The organism is Photobacterium sp. 53610 (assembly GCF_036409375.1).
Taxonomy (GTDB): Bacteria; Pseudomonadota; Gammaproteobacteria; order Enterobacterales; family Vibrionaceae; genus Photobacterium.
The window spans coordinates 330,159-354,357 of the sequence record NZ_JAXOFS010000004.1 but is presented as its reverse complement, the minus strand read 5'-3'; the positions used below and the strand labels follow the sequence as shown (position 1 = coordinate 354,357).

Here is a 24,199-nt window from a genome sequence, read left to right as displayed (position 1 = left end):
CGCGTTTATCTGGCGTAATGTCATGCCGATTCCTCCGAAAATGTAGCACTGTTTGTTTAGGGGGATCGCTGGATTACCGTTCACAACAGGTAAGGACCAACTTACCCTGAAGCCTAGATGGCTCAGATGACACATTCATGACATCTGATGAAAAAACAGGCATTCCGGTGTGAGATTTTTCACGTTCGGATCAGGATCAAACTTCCATCACTCTGCGTGGATCTTAATCACTTTTGATTAAGATGCCATCCAGCCAGCGCACCGGCAGAATCCGGCGTAAAAAGCCGAAAATATAGGTCGGCTGGGTAACATAGTAGCGTGCAGCAGGCGTGTGACTGTCGATGATCTTCTGCAGTGGTTTCAGGACGGCTTCCGGCGTCAGGGTGAATTTGTTGGACGGGGACGGTTTGCCAAGCCGGTTCAGCGTATTCTGATAATTCTGGCTGTGGCGGGAGTCGGTCATGTCGATGTGGGCCTCAAACTGGCGTTTTGCGTTGGCCCGGAACTGACTTTCAATCGGACCGGGCTCAATCAGGCTGACCTGAACCGGCGTATTGGCCAGTTCAAGCCGCAGGGTGTCGGTATAGCCTTCTAATGCAAATTTACTGGCATTGTAGGCCCCGCGGTATTTCATGGCGACCAGCCCCAGAACAGAGCTGTTCTGGACAATCTTTCCGCCCCCTTGTCCGAGCATCACGGGAATGACGGCCCGGGTCAGAGAATGCCAGCCGAACAGGTTGGTTTCGAACTGTTCGCGCAGCGCATCTGTGGGCAAATCCTCAAGAGCACCCGGCTGGCCGTAAGCGCCGTTATTGAACAGCACATCCAGTCGCCCGTCGGTGATTACCAGTGCGTCCGACAGACCCTGTTCGATGGAAGCTGTGTCTGCAAGGTCGAGCTGAACGCAATGCAATCCTTCGGCGCGCAGACGTTCTACATCCGCCTGTTGCCGGCAACTGGCAACCACCAGATAGCCAGCCTGATGGAGCGATTTGGCGCAGTGGTATCCGATACCGCTGCTGCACCCTGTGATGAGAATGGCTGTGGTCATGTGAGTCCTTTTCATTGGGGAATGAGGTCATTGGAAATTTGGCGTTGTAAAACCTGGTTACAAAAAAGGTGTGATGGCATTTGTCATGTACTGGGCGATCCAGGGCTGCGCGGCGGCTTTGGGATGCAGGCCATCGTCCATCATCCAGTGGTCACGCAGGATGACCTGCTCCAGGAAAAAGGGCAGCAGCGGCAGGCTGTAGTCTTTGCTGAGTCTGACGTAGATTGCTTCAAACTGGCTGGTATAGCGCTTGCCGTAGTTGGGCGGGATACGGATTTGCATCAGCAATGGCTCGCCGCCGCTATCTTTAATCAGAGCAATCATAGCTCTGAGGTTCTTCTCGATCGCCGCAGGCGGAAAACCGCGAAGCCCATCGTTGGCACCGAGCTCGATGATGACGTAATCTGGTGCATACTGTTTCAGCAGTTTGGGTAAACGGGCCAGACCATTACCTGTGGTATCGCCGGAAATGCTGGCATTGACCACCTCAATTTTCAGGCCGTTGTCATTGAGCATCGGTTCCATCAGCCGTGGCCAGCTTTGATCAGCTCGCATCTGATAGCCGGCGCTCAGGCTGTCACCGAGTACCATCAATGTGGCGGCAACGCTGCTGATTGGTGTCAAAATAAGTATTAACAGTGCAAGGATCCGCATCATGTCTACATCCGTGATAAAAGCGCAATCAGTATCCAAACAGGTGACGACGGCCACCACAACACTCACCATTCTGCAGGATGTTTCGCTTGAGGTCGAGCGGGGCGAAAGTATTGCTTTGGTTGGGGTTTCCGGCGCGGGCAAATCCACGCTGATGACGTTGCTGGCCGGGCTGGATGTTCCCAGCAGCGGCGACATTGAACTGCTCGGGCAGACTTTGTCAGCGATGGATGATGAATCCCGGGCCGCCTTGCGCAGTCAGGCGGTGGGCTTTGTGTTTCAGAGTTTCCTGCTGATTCCGTCGCTGACGGCGCTGGAGAACGTGACCCTGCCTGCCATCATCAAGGGGGAGACCGGCGATACGGCACGCGCCGCAGCCCTGCTGCATCAGGTCGGTCTGCAGGGCCGGGAAGCGCATTTGCCTTCACAGCTCTCCGGCGGTGAACAGCAGCGTGTCGCACTCGCCCGGGCTTTTATGACCGCGCCTCAGGTGTTGTTTGCGGATGAACCGACGGGCAATCTGGATCAGCACACGGCAGCCACGGTGATCGATTTACTCTTCGCCCTCAACCGGGATCACGGCACCACACTGGTGCTGGTCACCCATGATCCTCAGCTGGCGGAACGCTGTGATCGCGTGGTACGTATTCATGGCGGGCGTGTGGAGGCGGCATGACAGAGATGAGTGAAAGTCAGATCCCGAGCCGACAATCCGATCCGTCTCTGTTGCTCCGGTGGAGCTGGCGCGAATTATGGCAGGGTCAGCTCTGGCCGGTGGCTGTGGCGCTGACGCTGATCATTGCCTGTGTGTTCGCACTGGCATCTTTGGTGGTGCGGGTCGAAAAAATCATGATCAATCAGGGCCGCAGCATGATCGCGGCGGATCTGGTGCTGCGCTCTGCCAACCCGATTGCGGAACCCGTATTGCAGGAAGCCCGGCAGTTAGGCCTGACGGTGACGCAGCAGACCCGTTTTGGCACCATGGCTTTCAGCGATCATGCCATGCAGCTGGTGAGCGTGAAGTCTGTCGCCAGTGATTTTCCGCTGCGGGGAGAATTGGTGCTGCAGGGACATGAGCAGACCCGGCAGCGGGTCGAACCGGGTGAGTTGTGGCTGTCGGAGCGCTTGTTTTCACTTCTGGATGTGAAAATCGGTGATCAGGTGGCGATAGGGAATGCCGAACTGACTGTCGCAGGGGCAGTGGTTTCAGAGCCGGAGCTGTCGTTTAACCCCTTCAGCCAGATGCCTGCGGTGCTGATGCATGAGTCGGATCTGGCTGCCACGGAAGCTATTCAGCCCGGCAGCCGGGTACGTTACCGGGCGTATTTCAATGGTGATGACTCTTTGCTGAAGCAATTGCAGGCCGATGTGGTGTTGAGTCCGGATCAGCGGTGGATCAGTGAAACCACACAGGGACGCACCGGTGAGATGATCGAGCGGGTACAGCAGTATCTGTCGCTGACCCTGATTCTGGTGATTCTGATGGCGACGGCCACACTTGTGCTGACCTGCATGCATTACACGGCCAGCCGCACAGAAACGGTCGCGATGATGAAAAGTCTGGGCGCCCGTAAAGGCTTTCTGGGGCGCTGGCTGGCCCGGCAGCTCGGATTACTGTTTGCCATTGCGGCGGTGGCCGGGCTGAGTCTGGGCTGGATACTGGAATGGTTGTTACGCTTGCCGTTGAGTGATGTCTTGCCTAAACCTTTACCGGAAATGGGAGTGATGCCCTGGCTGGTCAGTTTGCTGGTGGCGGTTCTGGTCGCGATTCCCGGGATGGGGATTGCGCTGTGGCGCCTGCTGGATGCACCGGCACTGGCGGTCATGCAGCGGGGACTGAAGACAACGGCCTCAAAAAACCGGTACCTGCTGATACTGATCCCGCTGATTGCCCTGTTGCTCTGGGTCGGGGATAACCCAATGATGTGGCTGACGCTGGCGGGCTTGGTCGGATTGCTGGGCGTTTTAGCCGGGCTGGGCTTGCTGTTGGTTGCCGGGCTCCGCCAGCGTCGCTGGGGAGCCGCAATGACCCTGGCGTTAAGCCGTATCGGTCGCAGTCCGCTGGTGACCGGAGCACAGCTGGCGGCACTGACCAGTTCGCTGATGCTGCTGGCCGTGATCTGGCTTCTGCGAACCGACTTACTGGCAGACTGGCAGCAGACCCTGCCGGCAGATGCACCCAACGTTTTTGCCCTCAATATCAGTCCGACCGAGCAACAGGCGTATCTGGATGTGCTGGACGGTTATGGGCTGATGCGCTCAGACAGTTACCCCATTGTGCGCGGCCGTCTGGTGACGATTAATGGCGTTAATCCGAGAGCGGAAACCACAACGCCGGATGCGCAGCAGGATGATCGTCAGGAAGGGGATGAGTCTTTGCGCCGGGAACTGAATTTTACCTGGCGTGAAACGATGCCGGTGCACAATACACTGATGGAAGGAAAATGGAGTCTTGCGCCGGGCGGCGTGTCGGTTGAAACCGGGGTTGCCGAACGGCTGGGCATTCAGCTGGGCGATCAGCTGGGGTTCAGTGTGAACAGTCAGTCTTTCACTGCGACAGTAACCAGTTTGCGGGAGGTGGAATGGCGGAATATGCGGCCCAACTTTTTCTTCATTTTCACCCCGGATGTGATGGCTGATTTACCAGCTACCTGGCTGGTCAGCTTCAGGGTGGCAGCGGATCAGAGTGAGATTGTCAATCAGCTGGGCCGGGATTATCCGACCGTCACCTTGCTGGATCTGAGAACTATGGCAACCCGGATCCAGGCGATTTTACAGCAGGTCTCTCTGTCCTTGTCTGTGCTGGCTTTGCTGGGGGTGTGCAGCGGGCTGCTGCTGGTGCTGACCTTGCTGCGTCTCAGTCTGTCGCAGCGGCAGCAGGAAATTAAGCTTTACCGGACGCTGGGGGCCAGCAGGCAACGGATCCGGGCAACGATCTGGAGCGAATACGGTCTGATGGCCGTACTGGCTGGGGTGATTGCAGTCTTTGGGGCGGAAGCCCTGGTTGCAGCCCTGATCAAATGGGGTTTTGAGTTGCCCGTGACCTGGCACCCGGGCTTGTGGCTGGTTCTGCCGCTGATGTCCGTTCTGCTGATACTGCTGATCATCAGCAGCATGATGAAGCAGTTGCTGCGTCCCTTAGGCCGTTAGATTCGTCCGACAGACAGTACGGTGATTGCTCAGGGGAGGCTGCCGGAGATTCTGAGACCGGGTTACTCCACGCGGGTCACTCGGCTTTCCGGTTCGGCCAGCGCACTTTTCAGTGCTCGCTCCAGATCCGGGTAGCAAAAATGGAAACCATGCGCTTCCAGTTTGGCGGGCAGTGCCCGCTGACTGTCGAGCAGCATTTGTGCGGATTCACCCATGCCAATGCGGAGCAGCCATTCCGGTGTACTCATGAGATGAGGCCGGTGCAGCACTCTGGCCAGTGTCTGGCTGAATTCTTTATTGGTGACCGGATTCGGCGCGGTGAGATTAAATGGCCCTTGAGCGGTTTCATGGCGCATCAGAAACATAATGCCTTTGACCATGTCCTGCAGATGGATCCAGGGGAAATACTGCTCTCCGCTGCCGATAGGGCCTCCCAGACCCATCTTGTAAACCGGGACCAGTTTCGCCAGGGCACCGCCGCCTTTGCCCAGCACAATCCCGGTACGCAGCAGACAGACCCGGGTTTGTTCAGTCTGAGCACTCAGTGCCGCTTCTTCCCAGGTCCGGCAGACGGTATGGGCGAAATCATCCCGCTGAACTTCGAGGGACTCATCGAACGCCTTGTGTTGCTGGTTACCGTAATAACCCACGGCAGAGCCGCTGATAAAAGTATGCGGTGGCGTGCTGCCGGCCAGAATTTTACCCGCCAGCTGGCGGGTGAGTTGCCAGCGGCTGTGGCAGATTTCTTCTTTTTGTTTCTCCGTCCAGCGTTTATCGGCAATTGGTTCGCCTGCCAGATTGATGACGACATCAAATTCGTCCAGCGTGTCCAGTTCATCCAGACTGGTGATGACCTTGATGTGGTGGCCTAAGCGCTGATATGCACGATTGGGATGACGGCTGAGAACGGTAACCTGATCATGGTTCAGATGTGGAAGCAGTGCCCTGCCGATAAATCCGGTGCCGCCGGTGACCAGTATCTTCATCGCCTTTCCCCTGTTATAGGTGTTGATTTATCCTTGTTTTGTATAAATTATAATCAACCCCAGGCGTAATCTCCGCTTTTCATCTGCGGCCGGATTGAAGTGGATCGCGCTTTTGCAATTTAGGGCAGCCGGTTTACCGGTCTACATGACCCAGATCGCGTGCCGGGTCTAAAACATCCCGGATCCGCTGCTTCAATTGTTTGGCATCCGGAAATCCGCCATCGGTTTTCCGCTCCCAGATCCGAATGTTGTTACAGAAGATCTCAAACCGTCCTCCGGTATCCGGGTGCAGACTCACGGCTTCCAGATCTTCACTGAAGGTATGCAGCAGTTCCTGACACATCCAGCTTGCCCGGAGCATCCAGTTGCACTGGCGGCAGTAATAGATATCAATCACGGCTTTTTTTTCAGGATTGGTGATAGGGTCTGACATAAAGTGTCCTCACAGGCCGAAAAGAAGTTTTGCCCCAATCAGGAAGGTCAGGGCTTCGAAACAGCGTTTAATCAGCTGGTTGCTCTGGCGTCCCGCAAGGTGCGCGCCCAGATAACCACCCAGTAACGAACCGGCGATCAGAACCGGCAGCCACGGCCAGTAAATTTCTGCGCCAGCTGCATACATCGCGACAGCACCGGTTCCGTTCCAGAACAGGCCGACGCTGATCAGAGTGAGTGCGACAGCCTGTCTGTAGTCATAGCCGAACCAGCGGATCAGAAAGAGGGTCACGAACAGACCGCTGCCGGCAGTCAGAGAGCCGTTGACGATGCCGATAGCAGCCAGTCCCAGGCTCCCCAGAATCAGCCCTTTGTCATCACGCCGGCGCGGATTCTCCGCTTGTCCCAGACTGGGCTGATAAAGAGAATACAGCCCCAGACCGAGGATCAGCAACCCCAGTGCGGCTTCGGCCATTCGGCCCGGAACGAACAGGATGGCATTGGCGCCTATGATCACGCCCAGGGTTCCGGCAATAATCACATAGAGGGTCATGGACCAGTTCAGTTTACCGGCTCGAATGTATTTGATTGCGGCGCCCAGTCCCAGTGCGACACTGGCAATCTTGTGTGTGGCTAAAGCCACGGAAAAGGGCAGCCCGAGAAAGATGAGTAATGGAAACTGAATCAGCCCGGCGCCACCGCCGGACAGCGATGCCAGGGTATTGGCCAGTAAAGAGCCGATGAAAAGTCCGAGAGTATTCAACCCGTCCATGGATGATGCCGGAATCCTTATTGATCAAGAACGTACAGCATACGGATTTTGCCGTCTGAGGCAAAGAGGCTGGGAATCGTCGGATAAAAAAATACCCCGGCTGGCCGGGGTATCTGGATGTTGTGTCAGGACAGCGGTTTAAGCACCTTGCTCTTCAGCCTGTTTCGCCTGAATCGCTGTCAGCGCGATGGTGTAGACGATATCGTCAACCAGAGCGCCACGGGACAGGTCGTTTACTGGCTTACGCATGCCTTGCAGCATTGGACCGATCGAAACCAGATCCGCAGAACGCTGTACCGCTTTGTACGTGGTGTTACCGGTGTTCAGGTCAGGGAACACGAATACCGTTGCTTTACCTGCAACCGGAGAGTTCGGTGCCTTGGATTTTGCAACGTTCTCCATGATCGCTGCGTCGTACTGCAGCGGACCGTCGATGACCAGATCAGGACGTTTTTCCTGAGCGAGGCGGGTTGCTTCGCGGACTTTATCGACGTCTGCACCCTGACCGGAGTTACCGGTAGAGTAAGAGATCATGGCCACGCGTGGTTCGATGCCGAAAGCTTTGGCAGAATCAGCAGACTGAATCGCGATTTCAGCCAGTTGCTCGGCGTTCGGATCCGGGTTGATCGCACAGTCACCGTAAACCAGAACCTGATCCGGCAGCAGCATGAAGAACACGGAAGAAACCAGCGACGCATTTGGCGCGGTTTTGATCAGCTGCAGCGGCGGACGGATGGTGTTAGCTGTGGTGTGAACTGCACCGGAAACCAGACCGTGTACTTCGTCACGCTCCAGCATCATGGTACCCAGAACGACAGTGTCTTCCAGCTGCTCGCGGGCGACCACTTCGGTCATGCCTTTGTTCTTACGCAGCTCAACCAGACGCTCAACATACTGCTCGCGTACGGTTTCAGGATCGATGATTTCCACACCGGCACCCAGAACCACGCCTTGCTGTTCTGCAACACGCTTGATTTCAGCCGGGTTACCCAGCAGAACACAGTCAGCAATACCGCGCTCAGCACAAATCGCGGCAGCTTTCACAGTACGTGGCTCATCACCTTCAGGAAGCACGATGCGCTTGGCGGCTTTACGGGCCAGTTCAGTCAGCTGGTAACGGAAAGCCGGCGGGCTCAGGCGACGCTCACGGGCAGAGCCTTCAGACAGGGATTCGATCCACTGACCGTCGATATGGCTGGCCATGTACTCGTTGACCATTTCCACACGCTCTTTATCGTCTGCCGGTACTTCCAGGCTGAAACTTTGCAGGTTCAGGGAAGTCTGCCAGGTATTCCCCTGGGCCGTCATCACCGGCAGGCCGGTTTCGAATGCGCGCTTACACAGTGTCTTCACGGCTTCTGGCAGCTCGTAACCACCGGTCAGCAGCAGGGCACCGATTTCCACACCGTTCATGGCAGCCAGACAGGCGGCAACCACAACATCCGGACGGTCAGCAGAAGTCACCAGCAGTGAGCCGGGACGGAAGTGCTGAACCATGTTCGGAATGGAACGGGCACAGAAGGTAATGCTCTTGATGCGGCGGCTCTCGATTTCACCTGCGTTGATGATTTCAGCATTCAGGTGATGCGCGATGTCAGTTGCACGGGTCGCGATCAGTTCAGCGTTGAATGGCGCACAACCCAGCACACGGATCGGGCTGGAGTTGAAAACCTGCATCACTTCAACGTGAGTCGGCATAACAGCGTCAGAACCGTCGAAGATTTCAGACAGGTCAGGACGTGTACGGCCTTCCGCATCAACCGGTGCGTTCAGCTTGTTCACGATGACGCCGGCGATGTGTTTGTTTTTGATGCCGCCGAAGTTCGAGCAGGCAATTTCAATGCGCTCTTTCAGCTGAGCCGGGTTGTCTGTACCCGGTGCAACCACGAACACGATTTCCGCGTCCAGGGTTTTGGCGATTTCGAAGTTAATCTGATTCGCAAACGGGTGCTTGCGGGTCGGGACCAGACCTTCGATCAGGGCAACTTCGGCACCTGCAGTCGCTTCTTTAAAGCGTGCAACAATGTCTTCCAGCAGCACATCGCTCTGGTCGCTGCGGATCAGCTCATCGGCCTGTGCCATAGAAACTGGCTCGGCGATTTGCATGTCGCTGTTCGCACGGATAATGGTGGTGGTCAGGTCCGGCTGATCGCCGCCGTGACGTGGCTGGGCGATAGGTTTGAAAAAGGAAACACGGACGCCTTTGCGCTCCATAGCGCGTAGCACACCCAGGCTGACGCTGGTCAGGCCGACTCCGGCACCAACCGGAATTAGCATAATGGTACGTGACACAGTCAATTCCTCAAACTGATGGCAAACGGTAGAAAATGTTGGCAGATGGATTATAGGCAACCCTCTGCCTTATCATCTTTCTGGATAGAAAATGGCCGACTGAGTCGGCCATTTGATGTCTTAGATTTCAGCCAGACGTGCTGTATCTTCAGCAATCACCAGCTCTTCATTGGTTGAAATCACCATAGCTGGGACGCGGCTGTTTTCGGTGGTAATGACACCTTCGCCGCCGAAACGTGCTTTCAGGTTCTTCTCGCTGTCAACTTCGATACCGAAGATCTTCAGGCGGTTCAGCACCATTTCACGGATTGGTGCTGAGTTCTCACCGATACCACCGGTGAACGTGATGGCATCCAGCTGGCCATCCAGAGTCGCCGTGTAGCTGGCAACGTACTTCGCCAGACGGTGGCAGAAGACGTCCATTGCACGGGTCGCTTCTTCTTTCTGGCCGTAGTTGTCTTCAACGAAACGGCAGTCAGAAGTCACTTCAGTCAGACCAGCTAGGCCAGACTCTTTAGTCAGCATGGTGTTGATCTGATCGATGGTGTAGCCCAGCGTATCGTGCAGGTGGAAGATGATCGCAGGGTCGATGTCACCACAACGGGTACCCATCACCAGACCTTCCAGCGGCGTCAGACCCATAGAGGTATCAACAGACTTACCATTCTTGATTGCACAGACAGATGCGCCGTTACCCAGGTGGCAGTTGATGATGTTCAGTTCGCTCTCTGGCTTGCCCATGCGGCTCGCTGTTTCACGGGTGATGAACAGGTGAGACGTACCGTGCATGCCGTAACGACGGATGCCGTGCTCTTTGTACAGTTTGTACGGCAGTGCGTACAGGTAAGCTTCTTCCGGCATGGTCTGGTGGAATGCTGTATCGAATACTGCGACGTTTTTCAGGCTTGGGAACGCTTTCTGAGCTGCTTTGATACCAATGATGTGTGCAGGGTTGTGCAGTGGCGCCAGCGTTGCACAAGACTCAATACCTTTCAGTACAGCGTCGTCAATCAGGGCAGACTGAGTAAACTGCTCACCACCATGAACTACACGGTGACCGATTGCTTTCAGGTTTTCAGCCAGTTCAGGTTTAGAAGCCAGAATCGTTTCTACCATGAAAGCCAGTGCTTCTTCGTGAGCGGCACCATTGCCCAGTTGAGCTTCATGTTTGGCGCCATCAAGTTTCCACTTGATACGAGCTTCAGGGAGGTGCAAACATTCTGCAAGACCTGTCAGATGCTCATCACCTGATACTGCGTCAACGACTGCAAATTTCAGTGAAGAACTACCGCAGTTAAGTACTAGAACCAGCTTAGACATGTGAGTGACTACCTATATAATCTGTCTGAAAGTTGATATTCAATTGAATAAGCGTTACCCATAGAATAGTCGCCGGGTTTTCTGAGGCGGCTAGACCAGGTAAGTGTCGCTTCTGTCCGTAGAAGTGATGTGAACCTGAGGAGTCGGTTATCCTTAATGTTGCGATAACGGGGTTATCGGCCAACAATTACCAAAGGCGTGCATAGGATAGCCCTTGTTGCGCGATATAACAAAAAAATTTTTAAAAATTAATTCGAGTTAGATTGATTGTTGTCTATTTTTAAAGTTTATAAAATTTGTTGAGGCTGGTGCGATATGAATCAGACAAAAATCTGGAAGCAGGTCCAACATGGCCAGCATTACATGTCGGTATGGCCCATGCGCAAAGAGCTGGCCCTATTATTTCCCGAACAGCGCTATATCAGAGCGACCCGGTTTGCGGTGCGGGTGATGCCTGCAGTCGCGGTGATGAGTGTCCTCAGTCAGATGGCGTTTCACAATACTTCAGGTTTGCCGCTGGCGATGGCCGTTGCCTTATTTGCGCTGAGTATGCCGTTACAGGGACTGTTGTGGCTGGGGAAACGCAGCCGGACGGATCTGCCGCCGTCTCTGGCGAGCTGGTACAGGGAAATTCACGGAAAAATTCTGAGTGAAGGGTATGCGATGCAGCCGCTGAAGGAGCGTCCGCGATATCTGGAACTGGCGATGGTGCTGAACAGGGCTTTCAAGCAACTGGATAAGACGTCGCTGGAGCGCTGGTTCTGATTTTCACGGATGATTGCGTAAAAGAAAACGGACCGGTTTGTACCCGGTCCGTTTTTGTATTCATCTGGCTGAACGGCAGGAATTATTAGTCCAGATACCGGCGGATTTGCGCCTCGATACCCGGGCCGTCGATCTCAAGCTCTGCATGTAACTCAGCCTGAGTGCCCTGATGGATAAATTTGTCCGGTAAACCAATTTGCAACACAGGTTTGAGGCGTTTCTCTTTCATCAGGAATTCAATCACCCCTGAACCTGCGCCCCCGGCAATCGCATTTTCTTCCACGGTCACCAACACATCATGGCTGTCTGCCAGTTCACGGATCAGAGCTTCGTCCAGTGGTTTCACGAAACGCATGTCTGCAACCGTCGCATTCAGGTTCTCTGCGGCTTCCAGTGCAGAGCTCAGGGTCGTGCCGAAGTTTAGAATGGCAACGGTTTCGCCCTGACGACGAATCACGCCTTTACCCAGTTCGAGTGCGGTCATGGTCGTATCCGGCTTGACGCCGGTCGCGCTGCCACGCGGATAGCGAACGGCACTCGGTCCCTGATGCAAGTGGCCGGTATAGAGCATCTGACGGCACTCGTTTTCATCGCTCGGTGCCATGATCACCATGTTCGGAATACAGCGCAGATAGCTGAGATCGAAGGCACCCTGATGGGTCTGACCATCGGCACCGACCAGACCACCACGGTCAATGGCGAACATGACCGGCAGATCCATAATTGCCACGTCATGGATCAGCTGATCATAACCGCGCTGCAGGAACGTTGAGTAGATTGCAACGACCGGGTGATACCCGCCAATGGCCATCCCGGTTGCCAGCGTCACTGCGTGCTGCTCGGCAATCGCCACGTCAAAATACTGATTCGGGTATTCTTTGGAAAAACGGACCATGCCCGAGCCTTCACGCATGGCTGGCGTGATGGCCATGAGTTTATCGTCCTGAGCCGCCATATCGCACAGCCAGTCGCCGAAGATGTTCGAGAACGTCGGCTTGCTGCTTTTTGCTTTTGGCAGCGGATTTTCGCTCAGATCGAATTTCGGCACAGCATGGTAGTTGATCGGGTCGGCTTCTGCAGGCGCGTAGCCTTTGCCTTTTTTAGTCATGATGTGCAGGAACTGCGGGCCTTTCAGGTTCCGCATATTCTTCAGGGTGCGGACCAGTTCCTGTACATCGTGACCGTCAATCGGGCCAATGTAGTTGAACCCCAGTTCCTCAAACATAGTGCCCGGAACGACCATGCCTTTCAGGTGTTCTTCAGCGCGGCGGACGAGTTCTTTAATCGGCGGTGCGCCGGACAGGACTTTTTTACTGCCTTCGCGGATACTGGTGTAAAAGTTGCCGGACAGCAGGCGGGCCAGGTGGTTATTCAGAGCGCCGACGTTTTCAGAAATCGACATTTCGTTGTCATTCAGAATCACCAGCATGTCGCTGTGGACATCACCGGCATGGTTCATGGCTTCAAATGCCATACCAGCGGTGATCGCGCCATCGCCAATCACGCTGACGACTTTACGGCCCTGTCCTTCACGCTCGGCTGCGATCGCCATCCCCAGTCCGGCACTGATGGAGGTGGAAGAGTGTCCGACGGACAGAACGTCGTATTCACTTTCTCCACGCCATGGGAACGGGTGCAGGCCGTCTTTCTGGCGGATGGTATTCATCTGCTCCCGGCGGCCGGTCAGAATTTTATGGGGATAAGCCTGGTGTCCAACGTCCCAGATCAGATGATCAAACGGGGTGTTGTATACATAATGCAGGGCAACCGTCAGCTCGACGGCACCGAGTCCAGAGGCAAAGTGTCCACTGGACTGGCTCACCGATCTGAGCAGGTATGTCCGCAGCTCTTCACAGAGAGCAGGCAGACTTTCCACCGGCAGTAAACGGAGTTCGTCCGGTGTGTTGGCTAAAGCCAAATGCGGGTACTTTGAAATATCCAGTGTCATAACATGTCGGCGCTTATACTGTTTTTAGTTGTTGCGCTCGATAACGTATCGGGCAAAAACTTCGAGTGAATCTGTATTGTAGGGGATTGCTTCCAGAGCTTGTAGGGCTTCCTGATACAGCTGCTGTGCTTTTTTCTGTGCACCTTCCAGTCCGAGCAGGGCAGGATAAGTGCTTTTCTCCAGTGCTAAATCCGAGCCCTGGGGTTTCCCCAGTGTCTGAGTGTCGCTGATCACGTCCAGAATGTCGTCCTGTACCTGAAAAGCCAGGCCAATCGCATTGGCATACTGATCGAGCTGCGGCAGAACGGCGACGCCTTTGTCTCCGGCAGCCAGTGCACCCAGACGGATGGCACATCGGATCAGGGCACCGGTTTTATGGCGGTGGATGCTTTCTAGTTGAGTGAGACCGACCTGCTTTTTCTCCGCCGCTAGATCCAGCGCCTGTCCGGCACACATTCCGGAAGCCCCTGCAGCGAGAGCAAGCTCGCGGACCATGGCGATACGCTGGCTGTTGCCTGCATCACTGAGTTGTCCGCAGGCCAGAATTTCAAAAGCCAGCGTCTGCAGAGCATCTCCGGCCAGGATTGCTGTCGCTTCGTCAAAAGCAATGTGACAGGTTGGCTGACCACGGCGCAGGTTATCGTCGTCCATGGCGGGTAAATCGTCATGGATCAGAGAGTAAGCATGGACACATTCGACGGCGGCTGCCGGCGCATCCAGGTCACTGATTTCGGCACCCAGCATCTGACCGGTCACATAAGTCAGGAAAGGACGGGCTCGTTTTCCGCCCAGCAACGTACCATGGCGCATGGCCTGAACCAGCGGCTGTTCAGCAAACGGCTGCCGGGTCAGCCAGTGTTCCAGTTGTTCATTATTACGGGCCGCAAAGAAGGCCAGCTGTTGGGAAAGGCTGTTAGTCATCGCTCGGGTCAAAGTCCGTCAGTGGCGCATTGTCATCAGCTTGTAGCAGAATTTCGACACGCTGTTCAGCCTGGGTCAGTTTCTGCTGGCTGTTGCGTGCCAGGGCAATTCCGCGCTCGAATTTTTTCAGCGCGTCTTCCAAAGGGATTTCACCGGATTCCAGCTCGTTGACAATGACATCGAGTTCATTCATGGCTTCTTCAAAGGCCATATTTTCTGGTTTTTTGGTTGCCATATCCGGTCCATTGATTGGGTTGAGAGCGCGGTCAGGTGTACGCTCGGAAAATGAGGGGAAAATAGCGCACAGGCTAGGCCGGGTCAAATTATGGCACAGGGAAGTGTGCGCATTACAGTGTTATTTTTATGGTTTTCCGTTTGCCGGCTGAAATTGCCAGGGCAGATTTTCAGGGGGCGCTGACACTGGCTTGAGAAGGAATGTGTTTTTTTTCCCAGCAGAGCACAAAACCGGGGTTGAATCCGTGCTAAACCAAAATCCAAAGATGCCGATACAGGGTGAGTAAGTTAGAATGGCGCCAGTGCGAGTTGGCCGGAAAGAAAAAAAATTACATAGGAGTGAGCCGTGGATTTGGCAACCCTCATAGGTTTAGTCGGTGCCTTTGCTTTCGTCATCATGGCGATGCTGCTGGGCGGTAGCCTGGATATCTTTTTTAACATGCCTTCGGTTCTGATTGTATTTTGCGGGACGTTATTTGTTGTCCTGATGAAGTACAGTCTGTCGCAGTTTTTTGGTGCAGCCAAAATTGCGGCCAAGGCGTTTATGTTCAAAACGGACGACCCGGAAGATTTGATTGCTAAGATCGTAGAGATGGCTGATGCCGCCCGTAAAGGGGGGTTTCTGGCTCTTGAAGAGATGGAAGTTAATAACAGCTTCCTGCGTAAAGGCATTGATTTGCTGGTGGATGGTCATGATGCAGATGTGGTGCGTTCGACATTGCAGAAAGATATCTCGCTTACCAATGAACGTCATGAGCGTGGTATCGGTATTTTCACTGCAATGGGTGATGTTGCTCCGGCAATGGGGATGATCGGGACACTGATCGGTCTGGTCGCCATGCTGACCAATATGGATGATCCGAAGTCGATCGGTCCTGCGATGGCGGTTGCACTGCTGACCACCCTGTATGGTTCTGTGCTGGCTAACATGGTGGCGATTCCGATTGCGGATAAGCTGTCCTTGCGTAAAAACGAGGAACGTCTGAACCGTCGGTTGATTCTTGATGGCGTGCTGGCAATTCAGGACGGTCAGAACCCGCGTGTGATTGACGGCTTCCTGAAAAACTACCTCCACGAAAAACAGCGTCGTATCGACGTTGATGAATAAGGAGGTGTCTGATGGACGAGCTCGAGTGCAACTGTAAAAAAGGGGCGCCAGCCTGGATGGCAACCTTTGCCGATCTGGCGACCCTGCTGATGTGTTTCTTTGTGCTTTTGCTGTCTTTTTCAGAAATGGACGTTCTGAAGTTCAAGCAGATTGCCGGATCCCTGAAATTTGCTTTCGGGGTCCAGAATATGGTGGAAGTGAAGGATATTCCGAAAGGGACCAGTGTCATTGCTCAGGAATTTCGTCCGGGCAGGCCGGAGCCGACCCCGATTGAAGTCATCATGCAGCAGACGATTGACATGACGCAGCGGACGCTGGACTTCCATGAAGGGGAATCGCAGAAGGCTGGCGGAACCAAACGCGAAGCCGGTAAGCTGACCGGCGGTCGTTCTGAGCATACCGCCACACAGATGAACCAGAACACCCAGTCGGAAATGACGCAGGCACAGCAGCAGCTGGCCGATATTCTGGAAACCGCGCTGGAGCGTGAAATTCAGGAAAATCTGATTGAGGTGGAAAACCTCGGGCAGCAGGTGGTGATTCGTATCCGTGAGAAAGGTGCTTTCCCGGAAGGCTCTGCGTTTCTGCAGCCGAAATTCCGTCCGCTGGTGCGCCAGGTGGCGGACCTGGTGAAAGATGTGCCGGGTGTGATTACGGTCTCCGGTCACACGGATAATCAGCGTCTGGATTCGGAGCTTTACCGATCCAACTGGGATCTGTCTGCGCAGCGGGCCGTATCGGTCGCGCAGGAAATGGAAAAAGTGACCGGTTTTGATCACAGCCGGATGCGGGTGCTGGGTCTGGCAGACACTGTGCCGCTGGAAAGCAATGATACTGCGGAAGGACGCAAACTGAACCGCAGGGTTGAGATTGCGATCATGCAGGGTAAACCGCATTTCTCCAATGAACTGACCAGTGACCCGGCAGGTGAATCTGCCGTCCCTTCAAATTAAGCCTACACTCTGAGTAAGGAATCGGAGGCTGTCCGGCTCAGTGCCGGACAGTCCATGGCTGAGCGCAGCGGTTGTCTGAGCACTCTGTCTGGCCTGAAATGTCTGCCCTCACTATGATTCTGATAATCCTTTGTATTTCAGCGACCGCTTGCTTGCTGTATAATCCGCGCCTTTAGTTAGGCCCTGTGAAGCGAAGCATGTTATGAAATTTATTGTAAAGCCCCATCCTGAGATTTTTGTAAAGAGTGAATCAGTGCGGAAGCGCTTTACCAAAATCCTGGAGTGCAATATCCGCATTATTCTTCAGCGCCTGTCCGATCAAGTGGCGGTCTATAACCGTCGCAGTTATATCGAAGTTACCGTGAAGGACGACAGCCTTCGCGAGCAGGTTCTGACCGTGCTGACGCAGACGCCGGGCATTCATCATGTCCTGGAAGTGAAGCAGACCAGCTTCACGGACATGCACGATATCTATGAACAGACACTGGCTCATGTGGCTGATCAACTGGACGGTAAAACGTTTTGCGTTCGCGCTAAACGGACCGGGAAGCATGATTTCACCTCGATTGAACTGGAACGTTATGTCGGCGGTGGTCTGAATCAGGCCATTGAAAGCGCCAAGGTGCAGCTGAAAAATCCTCAGGTGACGGTACAGATCGAAGTGGAAGGCGAAAAGCTGAACCAGATCCTGGCCCGCCACAAAGGCTTGGGTGGCTTCCCGCTGGGGACTCAGGAAGACGTGCTGAGCCTGATTTCCGGTGGCTTTGACTCGGGTGTGTCCAGCTACCTGCATATTAAGCGCGGCAGTAAGGTGCATTACTGCTTCTTCAACCTGGGTGGCCCGGCGCACGAAATCGGCGTGAAGCAGGTATCTCATTACCTGTGGAAGAAATTCGGTTCTTCGGCCAAGGTGAAATTCATTGCGATTGATTTTGAACCGGTCGTGGCTGAAATTCTGGAAAACGTGGATGACGGCCAGATGGGCGTCGTGCTCAAACGGATGTTCATGCGTGCCGCTGCTCAGGTTGCGGAACGTTTCGGGATTCAGGCGCTGGTGACTGGTGAGGCCCTAGGGCAGGTGTCCAGTCAGACGCTGACGAACCTGCGTCATATCGATAATGTGACCGATACGCTGATCCTGCGTCCGCTGATCAACTGGGACAAAGAAGACATCATCAATGTGGCGCGTGATATCGGCACTGAAGATTTCGCCAAGACCATGCCGGAATTCTGTGGTGTTATTTCCAAGAGCCCGACGGTGAAAGCCGTGAAGGAGAAGCTGGAAGCTGAAGAAGCCAAGTTTGACTTTGCAGTGCTGGATCGCGTGGTGAGCGAAGCCCGGGTGATGGACATCCGTGACATTGAGAAAGAGAGCCAGGCTCAGGCGCCGGAAATTGAGCTGGTGGATCAGATTGATGGCAACAGTACGGTACTGGATATTCGCAGCCCGGACGAAGAGGATGAAAATCCGCTGGAGATTGAAGGAGTGGAAGTGAAACACCTGCCATTCTACAAACTGGCAACTCAGTTCGGTGATCTGCCGCAGGACAAAACGTACCTGCTGTACTGTGCCCGCGGTGTGATGAGCCGTTTACAGGCGCTGTACCTGAAAGAAAATGGTTTCGAGAACGTGAAAGTCTACCGCCCGTAACGGGTCAGGACAGACATATCACTGAAGAAAGCGAGATCTCCGGATCTCGCTTTTTTTTTGTGTGTAAACGGTCTTGTCAGTGTGTCCGGGATCAGGCTTTGCCCCCGATGACGTCGAAGCACATGCTTGGCCACATCACCATAGGTTCGGCAACTTCGGCCGTTTTGGATTTGCTCATCAGCAATGTGATGATTTCCAGTGCGAATTCCTGTGATGTGCCGGGAGCCTGGCTGGTCAGCAGATTGTTGTTCACATCAAACATGACTCGGCGTCCGGCTCGGCGGCGGTCTTCCGGAATACGTTCGACAAAAGCCGGATGTGCGGTCATCAGCGCTTCCGGATACAGCCCATGATGTTCCAGGATAATCACCGGCGCTGCACAGATAGCTGCGACCAGTTTACCGTCGTATTTATGCTGCTTCACAAATTCTACCACTAGCGTGCTGTCGCGGAGATATTCTGCACCGGGCAGACCGCCGGGCAGCACGACACAGTCAAAGGGCTCATCAGCAATATCGACCAGCGGACAGTCTGCCGTCAGGGTAATCCCCCGCGAGCCTTTCACCGCCAGCGAACCGTCTTCAGCGGCGCTTGCAATGGTGAGTTGCATTCCGGCACGAATCAGAATATCGGCTGTGTTGATGACTTCCATTTCTTCGCTGCCGGGGGCGATACACAGCGCGACTTTCAGGGCTTGGTCAGCGGGTTGATAGGCGTTAGTCATAGTGTTGCTCCAAGTCTTTAATGTGTTGCCACAGTCGGGTGTTGGCTGGTGTGGCAATTTGAAAATGGTTCGCTTGCCGGATCAGAAAGCCGGTAATGGCATCAATTTCTGTCGGTCGCTGGTGAGCGACATCCTGCTGCATAGAAGAATAGTTGGCTGCGGTTGCTTCAATGACCGCCATCACCTGTTGCCTGAGTGTCACAGTATCAATCGGATAACCCGCAGCAGTCATCACAGCAGAAACTTCATGGCAGACAGCGGTCAGTTCATCGGCATACCGTGTTTCGGATAATTCACCGTTCCGGCACTGGTGAATCGCTGTCAGCGGGTTGATTGCACAGTTGATGGCGAGCTTCTGCCATTGCGGTTCGTGAATATCAGTCTGCCAGTGACAGGGCGGAAGTGCAGTGTGCAGGAGTTCTGCAAGACCTGAGCAGGCCAGGCCAGCCGGGTTGACGCCGCCGAGATAAGTCGGGCCGTTACCGGTATGGCGGACAGAATGCGGGTCCGGACGGAAGGCTGCCTGAGCGGTGGTGGCGTATAACACCGGATTATCCGGCAGCAGTGACAGCACTTCGTCTTCTGTTCCCATCCCGTTATGCATGATGATGACTGGTGTGTCTGCACTGAGCCAGGGTAAAAGGGTGGTGACAGCATCTGCGACCTGAAAGGCTTTGACCGTGATGAAAATAACATCACTGTTTGCCAGTTGTTCAGGCTGATTGCTGTCAAAACAGAAAGTATCTTCCCGGGAGGAATGGACATCCTGCCAGTTCAGTGTGTAAGTATTGCCGGGCTGACGCCGCCAAAGATGTAATTGATGGCCTTGTTTTGCCAGTGCGCCAGCCCAGAGGTTGCCAATTGCACCTGCTCCAACCAGAGAAATCTTCACCTTAAGTCCTGTCCGGAAAGGAATCATTGTTCGTTATTGTAACGGTTGATAAATCAAAGGGGAAAGAGAAAGTCCGGATGAGCAGGTGCTGATCCGGACGATTGCGGGGACGGCCAATCAGAATTTATAAGTGACCGAGAAATAATGAGACGGGCCGGTGGATTCAAATGTGTCTGAATCTTTAATCAGATAGACATCATAGAAGAGCTTCAGGCCGTAACCGACAGAGAAACGGTCTGAGTGCCAGTAAAGGCCGTTGAACCAGTTCCCGCCATGCGTTGCCTGCGGATTACCCTGAAATTCAGTGTCGGCACCAAACTGGTAATCAATGTAGCCCTGATAAGAGATAAATGAACCATTTTCAAAGGTGTAAAAGGGCTTGAACCAGTTGGTGGAAACCTGATAACCATTCCAGGCTTTCGCATTTACGTCATACAGGCCATACAGGTTCAGGCCGACTTTGCCGAACCAGGGCACCATGATGTCGGAACCGATGCCCCAGAAGGAGTTGTTGACATCCTGGGCACCACCGCCCCAGTTGAACAGGGTCGCGAAATAAAGTTCCTGCACCGGGCCGAAAGACAGGTCCGTGTTTGTGAGGGCATCCAGTGAAACCCGGGGAGCAAATTTCATGAACATTTTCGGCCGGTCTTTTTTATCACTGGCACCGCTTTCGGTCAGGTCAAAGAAATCGACATAGCCGTAGAGGTCAAAAATGCCGGAGCGGCCGCCAAATTCCATTTCCAGGTAATCGTGACCGGATGGGTCATCAGGTGCGCGGGGGTATTCTTCCAGAGCGTACATCAGGTTGAACTGGAACCATTTGTAGTCGTTTTTATGGATATCGCCATCGGTGTAATCTGCGGCGAGGCTGATTCCGGGGACAACAAGTGCAGCTCCAAGAGCCAAAGCTAACGGTGTCTGTTTCATGTTGGCGTTCTCACTTATCGTTTATCGATGCCATTGCTTGTTGCTTGTCGACAGAGGCTTGTTTCTAAACAGAAAGACAATGTCTAACTTAAAAGATTAGTGTATTGCGGGTGGGATGCCTTATCGGCAGGACCGGAAAATATCCGTCAGACGCCCATGTGACGCAGGCTGTGGAAATTTCTGAAGAAAATGAAGTACAAAGCAGGGCCGAGAAGCAGAGAAAAATTGTCTCAGGAGTGGGAAAGAAAAAACAAAGGCGCCTGGAGGCGCCTTTGCTGAAAAGAAATCGTGTCCTGTGACGCGACCTTAGAACTTGTAAGTCACGCTCACGTAGTGGCTGACACCAGTTGACTTGAATGAATCAGAGTCTTTGATACCGTAAACATCCTGGTATGCTTTCAGGCCGTAACCCACTGCATAGCGGTCAGAGTGCCAGTAGATACCGTTGAACATTGCGCCGCCACTGCTTGCAGAAGAGTACTCTTCTTTCAGACCGAACTGGTAATCAATGTAACCTTGGTAAGACACGAAGCTGCCGTTGTCGAAAGTGTAGAAAGGCTTAAACCAGTTGGTAGAAATCTGGTAACCGTTCCAGTCTTTGTTGTTCATGTCATACAGGCCATAAACGTTCAGGCCTACTTTGCCCAGCCAAGGAACCATGACATCAGAACCCAGACCAACAAAAGAGTTGTTTACGCCATCAGCGCTGCCGTCCCAGTTGAACAGAGTTGCAACATAAAGCTCTTGAACCGGACCAAAAGACAGGTCGGTTTGGGTCAGTGCATCCAGAGATACGCGTGGTGCAAACTTCATGAACATTTTTGGTCTGCCGGCTTTGTCACTTTCTGGATCGCTGGTCAGATTGAAGATATCCACGTAACCGTACAGGTCGAAGATACCAGAGCGGCCGCCGAATTCCATTTCCAGGTAATCGTGGCTTGATTCGCCTGGCAGTTCGTCAAACGCGTACATCAGGTTGAATTGAGACCATTTGTAGTCGTTTTTATGGATATTACCGTCGGTGTAATCAGCAGCTTGGGTCGCAGCAGACAGGGAAGCAGCCAGTACACTCAGTGCAACAAGGGATTTACGCATCGTCAACTCTCGCTAATTGTATTAAGACACCGGACTTTTTTAACCAGTCCGTTTGCAATGGCGGGAAGTGTATTGTTTGATGTCACGAATGTGAATGTAACGTTTCACTTCTAATTTTTTGATCGTGAGCTGGATCTTGTGTAATGGATTACAAAAAAATACAAAGGTGATTTTGATCGCTATTTGGCCGTGATTTGATGCAAATATTTCGAACCTAATGAGTGTTTGGTCATTAAGTGTTCATCTCTGGATGGGGGGAAAGTTATCTGAAATCAAATAAAGTCAAAAAGTGCTGGCATGGCGTCAACAAAATCAGAAAAAACGGGATGGAAGTGAGGGTGTATCTGGCCTGAATTGTTGGAACATTCAGGCCAGAAATAGTTCACAGGACTGAGAAATTAATCCTGATGCGGGGCGTATTTTTCTACGGCTTTGATCAGGATCAGGACTGGCAGGCCAATCAAAGCGGTACTCAGGAAGAAGATGTTATAGCCGAAGTGATCCACATACAGGCCAGAGAAACCGGCCAGGAATTTCGGGAACAGCAACATGATGGAGCTGAACAGCGCATACTGGGTGGCGGAGAACGCCACATTGGTCAGACCCGACATAAAGGCAATGAAGGCCGCTGTCGCAATGCCGGCGCTCAGGTTGTCGATGGAAATGACCAGCGTCAGCATCGGCAGGCTGTTTCCGATGTAGGTGAATGCCATGAAGAGCAGGTTTGTGAATGCTGACAACACGGCGCCCAGTGCCAGAATCCGTAAGGTGCTGTAACGGGTAATTAACAGACCACCAAGGCCCGCACCGGCCAGTGTCATGATCACACCGTAGATTTTGGAAACTGTGGCAACTTCGCTTTTTGCGAATCCCATATCGACATAGAAGGCATTCGCCATAATTCCCATGACAACGTCTGAAATCCGGTAACAGCCGATCAATGCCAGTAACAGCATGCCGGCTTTGCCATAGCGGCTGAAGAAATCCAGGAAAGGCATGACCGCTGAGGTGTAAATCCAGGCCATGGCTCTGGCCAGCGGGTAGGGGACATTGGCATCCTGCAGACGCAGGCGGATATCCGTTTCAAGGTTGTCGATGGCTTTGCCATCCAGCTGAGGTTCATGGATACACAAAGCGGTAATTAAGCCGACTGACATTAAACCCGCCATGATGAAATAAGCAGTTTTCCAGCCGATAGGATCATAACTGGTGTCTGAACCGAATAGCGCAGCAATAGCCAGTACACCCGCACCGGCCATAATCATTGCCAGACGATAGCCTGTCATATACGCGGCAGCCAGGGCGGCCTGTAAGCGCTCGGTGGCCAGTTCAATCCGGTAAGCATCGATCACGATGTCCTGTGATGCAGACGCAATGGCGACAATGATCGCGAAAACGGCTAACTGAGAGAGGTCTGCCTGGGGATTACTGATCGCCATACCGCACAGCGAAGCGATGATCAGCATTTGTGAGAACACCATCCAGCCACGTCGACGTCCTAAAAGTTTTGAAAAAAGCGGGACGGGAAAGCGGTCAATGAGTGGGGACCAGGCCCATTTCAAACCGTAGGCCAGTGCCACCCAACTGAAGTAGCCAATATCGGTCCGGCTGACTTCCGCTTCCCGTAACCAGAATGACAGGGTTCCGAATACCAGCAAAATCGGCAGACCGGATGAGAACCCCAGCGCCAGCATGATCAGGACTTTTTTTTCTAGATATACACGCCAGCCGGTGCCCGGGCGGTCGTCAACAGCTTGCTCCATCGGAATGGACCCTCTTCAGCATAAAATAAAACGCGTGACGTTCTGCGGGAAGTTGCCGCGGTGCGGGCAGCAGCTTCTAACAGGTCAGAGATATAAAGGTATCAGTATGGCGAGTGGAGAAAAACCATCAGAACGTCAAAACTGAGGCGTCGCTGGAGAGAAATGTGTGTTTAAGGACGAATTCCCTGCATTTTTTCAGGTGCTTCGCCAATGCCCAGCAGATACTTGGCCCCCGCAGTGACCCGAAACTGGATAAAGCAGTTTCCCAGAAGCTGATGCTCTTCCAGCGATTCCATGAGGTGGAGCAGGTACCAGTAGACGGATTCATAAGCCGTGCCCGGCGTGCCGCTGGGAACACAGAGCTGCCACCACTCATGGAGCTGTTCCGTACAGGTTTGCCGCAAGGAGTCGTAACTGGTTTCCCCGTTGATGGTTCCCAGCATCGACAGCGCCAACGCTGGGGCATGGTCAGCAATGTGACGGGCAATTCGCTCTGTCGGCACATCCGGCTGTGAGGAAACAAGTCTAAGCATGGGGATCACCTGACCGCAGACTCAC

At 53.7% G+C, this 24,199-nt stretch carries 22 protein-coding genes; 6 read left to right on the top strand and 16 right to left on the bottom strand.

Annotated elements, in window-relative coordinates; all coding sequences use genetic code 11:
* Positions 1-223 precede the first annotated feature (223 nt).
* Together SPK40_RS13835 and tesA are read right to left on the bottom strand one after the other, a co-directional pair.
* Positions 224-1,051 carry an SDR family oxidoreductase gene (locus SPK40_RS13835; RefSeq protein ID WP_330960817.1) on the bottom strand — a complete coding sequence of 276 codons (828 nt, stop codon included), beginning with the start codon at positions 1,049-1,051 and terminating at the stop codon, positions 224-226.
* A 57-nt stretch (positions 1,052-1,108) separates the two neighbouring features.
* A complete protein-coding gene (tesA, locus tag SPK40_RS13830) occupies positions 1,109-1,708 on the bottom strand; it encodes a multifunctional acyl-CoA thioesterase I/protease I/lysophospholipase L1 (RefSeq protein WP_330960816.1) in 600 nt (199 codons plus the stop codon).
* Here tesA and SPK40_RS13825 point away from each other — a divergent pair.
* Both SPK40_RS13825 and SPK40_RS13820 read left to right on the top strand, forming a co-directional pair.
* Positions 1,707-2,381 (top strand): ABC transporter ATP-binding protein, encoded by a 675-nt coding sequence (locus SPK40_RS13825; protein ID WP_248143476.1) that lies wholly within the window; start codon positions 1,707-1,709, stop codon positions 2,379-2,381. The genes tesA and SPK40_RS13825 overlap by 2 nt on opposite strands.
* Complete coding sequence (locus SPK40_RS13820) at positions 2,378-4,855, top strand: ABC transporter permease (RefSeq protein ID WP_330960815.1); 2,478 nt, start codon at positions 2,378-2,380, stop codon at positions 4,853-4,855. The genes SPK40_RS13825 and SPK40_RS13820 overlap by 4 nt, the downstream gene beginning before the upstream one ends.
* Before the next feature lie 62 nt (positions 4,856-4,917).
* Here SPK40_RS13820 and SPK40_RS13815 read toward each other — a convergent pair whose 3' ends face one another.
* The 5 genes from SPK40_RS13815 to SPK40_RS13795 all read right to left on the bottom strand — a co-directional run bounded on the left by SPK40_RS13815 (position 4,918) and on the right by SPK40_RS13795 (position 10,657).
* Positions 4,918-5,841 carry a TIGR01777 family oxidoreductase gene (locus SPK40_RS13815; RefSeq protein WP_248143479.1) on the bottom strand — a complete coding sequence of 308 codons (924 nt, stop codon included), beginning with the start codon at positions 5,839-5,841 and terminating at the stop codon, positions 4,918-4,920.
* 133 nt (positions 5,842-5,974) lie between these two features.
* Entirely contained in the window at positions 5,975-6,274 is a 300-nt protein-coding gene (locus SPK40_RS13810) for a SelT/SelW/SelH family protein (RefSeq protein WP_248143481.1), read from the bottom strand.
* 9 nt (positions 6,275-6,283) lie between these two features.
* Complete coding sequence (locus SPK40_RS13805) at positions 6,284-7,045, bottom strand: sulfite exporter TauE/SafE family protein (RefSeq protein ID WP_330960814.1); 762 nt, start codon at positions 7,043-7,045, stop codon at positions 6,284-6,286.
* 138 nt (positions 7,046-7,183) lie between these two features.
* On the bottom strand, positions 7,184-9,337 hold the full coding sequence (gene pta, locus SPK40_RS13800) for a phosphate acetyltransferase (RefSeq protein WP_248143484.1): 2,154 nt from the start codon (positions 9,335-9,337) through the stop codon (positions 7,184-7,186).
* 120 nt (positions 9,338-9,457) lie between these two features.
* The gene (locus SPK40_RS13795; protein ID WP_330960813.1) at positions 9,458-10,657 is read right to left on the bottom strand and encodes an acetate kinase; all 1,200 of its coding nucleotides are present in this window, start codon (positions 10,655-10,657) and stop codon (positions 9,458-9,460) included.
* A 315-nt stretch (positions 10,658-10,972) separates the two neighbouring features.
* On the opposite strand from SPK40_RS13795, the gene yfbV reads away from it, so the two are divergent.
* Positions 10,973-11,422 carry a terminus macrodomain insulation protein YfbV gene (gene yfbV / locus SPK40_RS13790; RefSeq protein ID WP_330960812.1) on the top strand — a complete coding sequence of 150 codons (450 nt, stop codon included), beginning with the start codon at positions 10,973-10,975 and terminating at the stop codon, positions 11,420-11,422.
* An 85-nt stretch (positions 11,423-11,507) separates the two neighbouring features.
* Here yfbV and dxs read toward each other — a convergent pair whose 3' ends face one another.
* The 3 genes from dxs to xseB are packed head-to-tail and all read right to left on the bottom strand — an operon-like array spanning position 11,508 to position 14,526.
* Complete coding sequence (gene dxs, locus SPK40_RS13785) at positions 11,508-13,370, bottom strand: 1-deoxy-D-xylulose-5-phosphate synthase (protein WP_330960811.1); 1,863 nt, start codon at positions 13,368-13,370, stop codon at positions 11,508-11,510.
* Between the two features lie 24 nt (positions 13,371-13,394).
* Entirely contained in the window at positions 13,395-14,291 is an 897-nt protein-coding gene (gene ispA / locus SPK40_RS13780; RefSeq protein WP_248143492.1) for a (2E,6E)-farnesyl diphosphate synthase, read from the bottom strand.
* Positions 14,284-14,526 (bottom strand): exodeoxyribonuclease VII small subunit, encoded by a 243-nt coding sequence (gene xseB, locus SPK40_RS13775; protein WP_248143494.1) that lies wholly within the window; start codon positions 14,524-14,526, stop codon positions 14,284-14,286. Before xseB ends, ispA begins: the two co-directional genes overlap by 8 nt.
* A gap of 345 nt (positions 14,527-14,871) precedes the next feature.
* On the opposite strand from xseB, the gene pomA reads away from it, so the two are divergent.
* From pomA to thiI, 3 genes are all read left to right on the top strand, one after another.
* Complete coding sequence (pomA, locus tag SPK40_RS13770; protein ID WP_248143496.1) at positions 14,872-15,633, top strand: flagellar motor protein PomA; 762 nt, start codon at positions 14,872-14,874, stop codon at positions 15,631-15,633.
* 11 nt (positions 15,634-15,644) lie between these two features.
* Complete coding sequence (locus SPK40_RS13765; protein ID WP_330960810.1) at positions 15,645-16,586, top strand: flagellar motor protein MotB; 942 nt, start codon at positions 15,645-15,647, stop codon at positions 16,584-16,586.
* A gap of 202 nt (positions 16,587-16,788) precedes the next feature.
* Positions 16,789-18,237, top strand: a complete 1,449-nt coding sequence (gene thiI / locus SPK40_RS13760; RefSeq protein WP_248143500.1) for a tRNA uracil 4-sulfurtransferase ThiI — start codon at positions 16,789-16,791, stop codon at positions 18,235-18,237.
* 91 nt (positions 18,238-18,328) lie between these two features.
* On the opposite strand, the gene SPK40_RS13755 is transcribed toward thiI, so the two are convergent.
* The 6 genes from SPK40_RS13755 to SPK40_RS13730 all read right to left on the bottom strand — a co-directional run bounded on the left by SPK40_RS13755 (position 18,329) and on the right by SPK40_RS13730 (position 24,174).
* Positions 18,329-18,961 (bottom strand): DJ-1 family glyoxalase III, encoded by a 633-nt coding sequence (locus SPK40_RS13755; protein ID WP_330960809.1) that lies wholly within the window; start codon positions 18,959-18,961, stop codon positions 18,329-18,331.
* A complete protein-coding gene (gene panE / locus SPK40_RS13750; RefSeq protein WP_330960808.1) occupies positions 18,954-19,853 on the bottom strand; it encodes a 2-dehydropantoate 2-reductase in 900 nt (299 codons plus the stop codon). The genes SPK40_RS13755 and panE overlap by 8 nt, the downstream gene beginning before the upstream one ends.
* A gap of 117 nt (positions 19,854-19,970) precedes the next feature.
* Entirely contained in the window at positions 19,971-20,783 is an 813-nt protein-coding gene (locus tag SPK40_RS13745; protein ID WP_248143504.1) for a nucleoside-specific channel-forming Tsx family protein, read from the bottom strand.
* 306 nt (positions 20,784-21,089) lie between these two features.
* A complete protein-coding gene (locus SPK40_RS13740) occupies positions 21,090-21,878 on the bottom strand; it encodes a nucleoside-specific channel-forming Tsx family protein (RefSeq protein ID WP_330960807.1) in 789 nt (262 codons plus the stop codon).
* A gap of 398 nt (positions 21,879-22,276) precedes the next feature.
* On the bottom strand, positions 22,277-23,641 hold the full coding sequence (locus SPK40_RS13735; RefSeq protein WP_330960806.1) for an AmpG family muropeptide MFS transporter: 1,365 nt from the start codon (positions 23,639-23,641) through the stop codon (positions 22,277-22,279).
* Between the two features lie 170 nt (positions 23,642-23,811).
* On the bottom strand, positions 23,812-24,174 hold the full coding sequence (locus tag SPK40_RS13730; RefSeq protein WP_248143507.1) for a hypothetical protein: 363 nt from the start codon (positions 24,172-24,174) through the stop codon (positions 23,812-23,814).
* Between the last annotated feature and the right edge of the window lie 25 nt (positions 24,175-24,199).